Below are 7,076 nucleotides of genomic sequence, written 5' to 3'. Positions count from 1 at the left end.
TACACGCGCTTCAACGAGATCTGCGAGATCATGAAGGCCTACGACGTCTCCTTCTCGCTGGGCGACGGCCTGCGCCCGGGCTGCCTGGCGGATGCCAACGACGAGGCGCAGTTCGCCGAATTGAAGACCCTGGGCGAGCTGACCCAGATCGCCTGGAAGCACGACGTGCAGGTGATGATCGAGGGGCCGGGCCACGTGCCGCTGCACATGGTCAAGGAGAACATGGACAAGGAACTCGAGGACTGCTTCGAGGCGCCGTTCTACACCCTCGGGCCGCTGGTCACCGACATCGCCCCGGCCTACGACCACATCACCAGCGGCATCGGCGCGGCCAACATCGGCTGGTACGGCACCGCCATGCTCTGCTACGTCACGCCCAAGGAGCACCTCGGCCTGCCGGACAAGGACGACGTGCGCGAAGGCGTGATCACCTACAAGATCGCCGCCCACGCCTCGGATCTCGCCAAGGGCTTCCCGGGCACGCAGGTCCGCGACAACGCCCTGTCCAAGGCCCGTTTCGAGTTCCGCTGGCTCGACCAGTACCACCTGTCGCTCGACCCGGAGCGGGCCCGTGAATACCACGACGCGACCCTGCCGGCCGAGGCGCACCAGGTGGCCCACTTCTGCTCCATGTGCGGCCCGCACTTCTGCTCCATGAAGATCACCCAGGAGGTGCGCGAGTACGCCGACCAGCTGGGGGTCGACGAGGAGGAGGCCCTCAAGCGGGGCATGAAGGAGAAGTCGATCGAGTTCGTCGAGAAGGGCGGCGAGGTCTACGGCCGGATCTGACGCCGTTTGCGCACACCCGGATCAACGAAACCCCGGCCTGGCCGGGGTTTTTTTCGTGATTCGTTCCGAGGGGCGTCAGACGGGTGGTCGCCGGCCCATCACGAAGAAGACGATGGCCAGGATCAGTCCAACCACGAACAGGATCAGGGCGATCTGAGTGGCGGCGCCCGCGAGGCCGGTCAGGCCGAGCACGCCCGCGGTGATACCCACGATGAGGAAAACCAGAGCCCAGAACAGCATGATGGCACCTCCTTGGTTGCGCGGCCCGGCAAGACGTCACGTCAAGCCTTGCGGCCGGTCGTCGGCGTGAGGCCGGCGGTTGTCTGGTAGGCCACGAATTTCGCACGGCCTGCCCTACGATAGTTGCAATCGGGTGACGCTGCTCGGATTCCCTGGTGCCGGGGGCGTGCATGGAGTCGGTATCGGTCGTCATGCCGGCTGGGCTGCTAAGATCGCCGCCCCTTGTTGAAAATGCCGGTGAGCGCATGACCGAGTCGACCCCGGGTCCCGTCGAGGACCGCGAGATTCCCGCGGACGCACCGATCACGTTGCTGCCGGTTCTGGCCCTGCTTCTGCTCGGCTTGATGTGGGGCTACAACTGGGTGGTGATGAAGGCGGTGCTGGTGGACGTCTCCGCCGCCTGGTTCGCCGCGCTGCGCACCGTTCTGCCGGCCCTCCTGCTGATCGCGATTCTGCCGCTGGCCGGCAAGCGGTTCCGCCCGCCCCCGCTGTTCTACGCCCTGCCGATCGGCCTGTTCCAGACAGCCGGATTCGTCGGCTTCATGATGTGGGCGTTGGAGGCAGGCGGCGGGGCCGGCGAGACCGCCGTGATCGTCTTCACCATGCCCCTTTGGCTGACGCTGATGGCCCATTTCGCGCTGCACGAGCGGATCACCCCGGTGCAGTTGCTGGCCATCGCGGTTGCGATACCGGGGCTGGTACTCCTGATCTCGCCGTGGGAGACCTCGCTGGCGCTCGCCGCCGTGGGCCTCGCCCTCGCCTCCGGGATCGGCTGGGCGCTCGGGGCGATCTGGCAGAAACGCTACTACCATCGCTACCAGCCGGACCTGCTCAACCTGACCGCCTGGCAGATGCTCTACGGTGGCCTGTTGCTGGCCGGCATCGCGCTCTGGGTCGAGCCCTTCGCCTTCGATCCCACGCCCAATTTCTTCTGGGCGCTGATCTATAACGTGTTGCTCGCCGGGGCGTTGGGCTGGTTGCTCTGGGTCTATTCCCTGCACCACTTGCCCACCTGGGTGGCTGGATTCGGCGTCCTGCTGGTGCCCGGGATCGGCGTGTTGAGCGCGTGGCTGGTGCTGGGCGAGACGCCGGGGCCGGTCAAGCAGGTCGGGATCGGCCTGATCCTGTCGGCGCTGCTGATCATCACGCTCTACCAGCGTCGCCAGCGGCACCATGCCCGTCGGCTGGCGGCTCGCTGACCCTGTGCCGCGGGATGACGGCAGCCGCCCGTGAATCATGCCATGCTGGAGCATGGCGAACCGCGCCAAGACAGCGGGCGAGGGAGTTCCTGCACGAATCGAGACGAGGTGAATCATGGGCGAATGGCTGAAAGTGACGGTGGCCGAGAGGATCCGCTGGAACGAAGGGCTCTACTCGCTGCGGTTCCGGGCCCCGTTGCCGGCCTTCAAGGCGGGCCAGTTCGTTCGCGTCGGGCTCGACATCGACGGCGAGCGTGTCGCGCGGCCGTACTCGCTGGTCAACGCGCCGGGCGAGACGCCGCACGAGATCTTCTTCAATGTCGTGCCGGAGGGGCCGCTCTCGCCAAGGCTGGCTCGCCTCGAGGTCGGGGATTCCCTGTTCGTGCATACCTCGGTCACCGGCACCATGACCATGGAACGCACGCCTGAGCATCGCCACCTGTGGCTGTTCGCCACGGGCACCGCGCTGGGGCCTTTCCTGTCCATGCTCAAGACCGAAGCTCCCTGGGAGCGTGCCGAGCGCGTGGTGCTGGGCCACTCGGTGCGGCACGTGGCGGACCTGGCCTACAGCGAGACCATCCGCCAACTGGAAATGCAGCACGGCGACCGGTTCGACTTCGTGCCGCTGGTCACGCGCGAGGCGTGCCCGACTGCCCTGCGCGAGCGGGTTCAGGCGTCGCTGACCTCCGGTGATCTCGAGCGGCATGTCGCGCTGGAGCTGCGTCCGGAGGATGCCCACGTCATGCTCTGCGGGAACTCGGACATGATCAAGGAGGTCCGGCAACTGCTCGAGTCGCGCGGCCTGCGCCGCCACCGTCGCCGGGAGCCCGGCCACATCACGGTCGAGAAGTACCACTGAGTCGAGAGCTTCCCTATACTGGAAGGTCAACGCCGACCGTGCTTTCCGCTTTCCGGCCGGCCCGATCTCTTGGAACCCTGGAGTGGCGACCGCAATGGTGCTGATGCTCGACAACTACGATTCGTTCACCTACAACCTCGTCCAGTACCTCGGCGAGCTGGGTGAAGAGGTCTGGGTGGCGCGCAACGACCAGGTCACCATCGAGGAGATCGAGGCCCGCGCGCCGAGCCATATCGTGGTCTCCCCGGGCCCCTGCGACCCGGACCAGGCCGGCATCTCGCTCGAGGTGATCCGCCACTTCGCCGGCAAGCTGCCCATCCTGGGCGTTTGCCTCGGCCACCAGGCGATCGGCCAGGTGTTCGGCGGCAAGGTGGTGCGGGCCCGGGAGGTCATGCACGGCAAGGTCTCGCCCGTCTACCACACCGGCGTGGGTGTCTTCGAGGGCCTGCCCAACCCCTTCGAGGCGACGCGCTACCATTCGCTGGTCGTCGCCCGCGACAGCATTCCCGAGGTGCTGGAGATCACTGCCTGGACGCAGAACGAGGACGGCTCGGTCGACGAGGTCATGGGCTTCCGCCATCGCGAATACGCCATCGAGGGCGTCCAGTTCCACCCCGAGTCGATCCTCACCCAGCACGGCCACCAGCAGCTCAAGAGCTTCCTGCGCTACCGTTCCGGCGTGCGCGAAGCCCTGCCGGCGTGACCGGGCCGGCGTGACCGGGCCGGTCGACGATTCCCTTTCTCCCGGCGGCGAGTCCCCGCGCGGTCGACGCGCGGCTGTGCTCGTGCTGGTAATCGCCGGGCTCCTGATGCTCGCGCCGTTCACCGTCGATGCCTACCTGCCGTCCTTCCACGCCATCGGCGACGAATTCGGCGTCGGGCAGGCGGCCATCCAGCAGACCCTCAGCCTCTACCTGGTCGCCTTTGCCTCGATGATGCTGTTCTACGGGCCGGCCTCCGACAGCTTCGGCCGCAAGCGCGTGATCCTGCTCGCCCTCCTGGCCTACGCGCTGATGACCGTCTTCGCGGCGCTCTCGCAGAGCATCGGTCAGCTGGTCGCCGCGCGGGTGGGGCAGGGGCTTGCCGCCGGCGCCGGGGTGGTGATCGGCCGGGCGCTGGTGCGAGACCTGTTCGCCGGTGCCGACGCCCAGCGCGTCATGGCGAACATCATGCTGGTGTTCGCCGCCGCGCCCGCGGCCGCGCCGATCATCGGCGGCTGGCTGCATGAATGGTTCGGCTGGCGCTCGGTGTTCTGGTTCCTGGTCGGCTTTTCCCTGCTGCTGATGCTTGCGGTCTGGCGACTGCTGCCCGAGACGGTCGAGTATCGCTACCGCCAGTCGTTCGCCCCGGCCTTCGTCCTGAAAAGCTACGCCCGGGCGCTGTCACACCCGCGGTACATGCAGCTGATCATCGTGTTCGCGCTGCTGTTCGGCGGCATGTTCCTGTACGTGGCCGCCGCGCCGGCGATTCTCATCGACCACCTCGGCCAGGACGAGACCGATTTCTGGAAGTTCTTCGTGCCGCTGGTGATCGGCCTGATCCTGGGCAGCCGGCTGACCCGCTGGCTCGCCGGGCGGATGGGCATGACCGCCACCATGGGCCTCGGCCTATCGCTGACCGGGCTGGCGGTGGTCTACAACCTGGTGCAGGCCTGGGTGCAGCCGCCGGACGTCACGCATGGGGTGTGGCTGACGGTCACGCCGATCACGCTCTATGTCATGGGCATGGCGACCACCATGCCGGCGCTCAACCTCGTCGCGCTCGACTACTGGCCGGAACAGCGGGGGCTGGCCTCGGCCCTGCAGGGCGCGACGCAGATGGCCTTCGCCGGCCTGGTGTCCGGGGTGATGGTGGCCTGGCTGGCCGACTCCCTGTTCGCGCTGGCCGTGGGGATGGCCGCGCTATACCTGGCCGGGCTCACCCTGTGGTTTTGCTGGCTGGTCGGGGCGCGAGGGCGAGGTCAAAACGAAAAAGGCCCGCTTCCCTGAGGAGCGGGCCGTTGGCGGATATCTCACGGGAAGATGGGCGGCCTACATGCCGATGATGCCATCTTCCTTTTCGTCGTCGTCATTCCCGTCGTCCTTGTCTCCGGCGGTCGGCGGCGGAGCAGCACCCTGGCCACCACCCTGAACGCCACCCTGGGCGCCGCCTTGAACGCCACCCTGAGTGCCGCCTTGGGCACCACCGCCCTGGACACCACCTTGAGCGCCGCCCTGAGCACTGCCGCCACCTTGCGCTTGCGGTTGTCCCTGCGGTGCGGTGCCGCCTTGTGCGCCCTGGTTCGCACTCTGGGCGTGGGCGCTGCCCATGCCGATCATCGTCGCCAATGCCGTGCTGCCGATAAGGGTAGTGATGGTCTTGGCTTCGAGTTTCATAAAAACACCTTTTCAGGTTGTCTGTGAATTTCCCGGCATCTAGCCGAGCAGCGAGCATGAATGCCGCCCGCTAGCCCTGTGTCAACGAGTCAGGTCGAGAGTTCCGGGATGTTGCAGACTTTTTCGTGACATCGCCGGGCGGGGTCTCTCCTCGGGATGTCGGGCGGCGGTGATAGAATCCCTGCCGTCATGTCAGTCAACTGGTGACACGGCCCGTGAAATCCGGGCCGTGCCAGCAACAGCAAAGGTGGAGAATGGCCGGTCACAGCAAGTGGGCGAACATCAAGCATCGCAAGGCCGCGCAGGACAAGAAGCGCGGCAAGCTCTGGACCAAGATCATCCGCGAGATCACGGTCGCGGCGCGTACGGGCGGCAACGCCGACCCGGCGGCCAACCCGAGGCTGCGCCTGGCCTGGGACAAGGCGCTGGGTGCGAACATGCCCAAGGACACCATCGAGCGGGCCGCCAAGCGCGGCGCCGGTGATCTCGAGGGGCAGGATTTCGTCGAGGTCACCTTCGAGGGCTACGGCCCGGGCGGCGTGGCGGTGTATGTCACCGGCATGACCGACAACAACACCCGCACGGTCGCCGACGTGCGCCACGCCTTCTCCAAGAACGGCGGCAACCTCGGCACCGACGGCTCGGTCGCCTTCCTGTTCTCCCGTCTCGGCGTGCTCTACTACCCGCCGGGCAGCGACGAGGACCCGATCATGGAGGCCGCCATGGAGGCCGGCGCCGAGGACATCGAGGTGTTCGACGACAACGCCATCGAGGTGATCACCACCCCGGAGACCTACAGCGACGTCAAGCAGGCAATGATCGAGGCGGGGCTGCCGCCGGAAGAGAGCGAGGTCACCATGCGCGCCTCGACCACGGCCCCGGTCGAGGGCGAGACCGCCGAGAAGGTGGTCAAGCTGATCGACATGCTCGAGGACCTCGACGACGTCCAGGAGGTCTACCACAACGCCGAGATCCCGGACGAGGTCTATGCCTGATTCGCCACAAGCGAATCGTCCCGCGCGCCGGGTGCTGGGCATCGACCCCGGCTCGCGCGTGCTGGGGCTGGCGGTGATCGAGTTCACGGGGGGGCGGGTGCGCTGCCTCGAACTGGAAAGCCTGTCCCTCCAGTCTCGTGGTGACTTCGCCGCCCGCATGGGCGGCGTTTTCGATGCCGTGACCGAGTGGATCGAGACCCACCGGCCGACCGAATGCGCCATCGAGCAGATCTTCATGTACCGCAGCGAATCCTCGTCGCTCAAGCTCGCCCAGGCGCGCGGCGCGGCGCTGGCGGCGGTGGTGCGCCACGGACTGCCCGTGGAGGAATACATGCCGGCGACCGTCAAGCAGGCGGTGGTCGGTAGTGGCAAGGCCGACAAGACGCAGGTCGCCCACATGATCCAGCGACTGGCCGGACTGGCCGAGTTGCCGTCGGCGGACGGGGCGGACGCCGCTGCCGTGGCCCTGTGCCACTGCTACCGCAGCAATGCCTTCGGCGGAGTCGAAGTGGCGAAGGGCAGCGGGAACGAGGAAGCGCGCGCCATCCTGCGCGAGGCATCGCAACGGCGCTATCGCCGCCGCAGCGACTCGCGCGGCTGGCGGGACATGGATGCCGCC

General features: G+C 67.3%; 9 protein-coding genes. 7 read left to right on the top strand and 2 right to left on the bottom strand.

From position 1 onward, the window contains the following. Window positions 1–789: phosphomethylpyrimidine synthase ThiC (locus ACESL5_RS08660; RefSeq protein WP_372592385.1), on the top strand; the 789-nt coding region annotated here is incomplete at its 5' end. Between the two features lie 75 nt (window positions 790–864). Here the strand turns inward: ACESL5_RS08660 and ACESL5_RS08655 are convergent. Further along, window positions 865–1,029, bottom strand: coding sequence for a DUF1328 domain-containing protein (locus ACESL5_RS08655; protein WP_372592384.1), 165 nt, complete (start codon window positions 1,027–1,029; stop codon window positions 865–867). A gap of 245 nt (window positions 1,030–1,274) precedes the next feature. Here ACESL5_RS08655 and ACESL5_RS08650 point away from each other — a divergent pair, with 245 nt between their 5' ends. From ACESL5_RS08650 to ACESL5_RS08635, 4 genes are all read left to right on the top strand, one after another. Continuing rightward, the gene (locus tag ACESL5_RS08650) at window positions 1,275–2,228 is read left to right on the top strand and encodes a DMT family transporter (protein ID WP_372592383.1); all 954 of its coding nucleotides are present in this window, start codon (window positions 1,275–1,277) and stop codon (window positions 2,226–2,228) included. A 115-nt stretch (window positions 2,229–2,343) separates the two neighbouring features. After that, window positions 2,344–3,087: a ferredoxin--NADP reductase gene (locus ACESL5_RS08645; protein WP_372592382.1), complete on the top strand. Its 744-nt coding sequence runs from the start codon at window positions 2,344–2,346 to the stop codon at window positions 3,085–3,087. Window positions 3,088–3,181: 94 nt separating this feature from the next. Then, window positions 3,182–3,790, top strand: coding sequence for an anthranilate synthase component II (locus ACESL5_RS08640; protein WP_372592386.1), 609 nt, complete (start codon window positions 3,182–3,184; stop codon window positions 3,788–3,790). 10 nt (window positions 3,791–3,800) lie between these two features. After that, a complete protein-coding gene (locus tag ACESL5_RS08635) occupies window positions 3,801–5,075 on the top strand; it encodes a multidrug effflux MFS transporter (protein WP_372592381.1) in 1,275 nt (424 codons plus the stop codon). Window positions 5,076–5,117: 42 nt separating this feature from the next. Here the strand turns inward: ACESL5_RS08635 and ACESL5_RS08630 are convergent, their stop codons facing one another. Continuing rightward, window positions 5,118–5,462 carry a hypothetical protein gene (locus ACESL5_RS08630; protein WP_372592380.1) on the bottom strand — a complete coding sequence of 115 codons (345 nt, stop codon included), beginning with the start codon at window positions 5,460–5,462 and terminating at the stop codon, window positions 5,118–5,120. A 254-nt stretch (window positions 5,463–5,716) separates the two neighbouring features. Here ACESL5_RS08630 and ACESL5_RS08625 point away from each other — a divergent pair, with 254 nt between their 5' ends. Next, window positions 5,717–6,457, top strand: a complete 741-nt coding sequence (locus ACESL5_RS08625; RefSeq protein WP_372592379.1) for a YebC/PmpR family DNA-binding transcriptional regulator — start codon at window positions 5,717–5,719, stop codon at window positions 6,455–6,457. Further along, a partial coding sequence (gene ruvC / locus ACESL5_RS08620; protein WP_372592378.1) for a crossover junction endodeoxyribonuclease RuvC occupies window positions 6,450–7,076 on the top strand: 627 nt, incomplete at its 3' end. The genes ACESL5_RS08625 and ruvC, both read left to right, overlap by 8 nt.

It is taken from the genome of Guyparkeria sp., assembly GCF_041687595.1.
GTDB lineage: Bacteria > Pseudomonadota > Gammaproteobacteria > Halothiobacillales > Halothiobacillaceae > Guyparkeria.
Note: the sequence above shows the minus strand (reverse complement) of the source record. Positions and strands in the feature narration are given on the sequence as shown.

What these genes read in the sequence shown, in the direction of transcription:
- ACESL5_RS08655 (WP_372592384.1), bottom strand. Translation starts at nt 1,029, where the DNA reads ATGCTGTTCTGGGCTCTGGTTTTCCTCATCGTGGGTATCACCGCGGGC.
- ACESL5_RS08650 (WP_372592383.1), top strand. Translation starts at nt 1,275, where the DNA reads ATGACCGAGTCGACCCCGGGTCCCGTCGAGGACCGCGAGATTCCCGCG.
- ACESL5_RS08630 (WP_372592380.1), bottom strand. Translation starts at nt 5,462, where the DNA reads ATGAAACTCGAAGCCAAGACCATCACTACCCTTATCGGCAGCACGGCA.
- ACESL5_RS08625 (WP_372592379.1), top strand. Translation starts at nt 5,717, where the DNA reads ATGGCCGGTCACAGCAAGTGGGCGAACATCAAGCATCGCAAGGCCGCG.
- ACESL5_RS08640 (WP_372592386.1), top strand. Translation starts at nt 3,182, where the DNA reads ATGGTGCTGATGCTCGACAACTACGATTCGTTCACCTACAACCTCGTC.
- ACESL5_RS08645 (WP_372592382.1), top strand. Translation starts at nt 2,344, where the DNA reads ATGGGCGAATGGCTGAAAGTGACGGTGGCCGAGAGGATCCGCTGGAAC.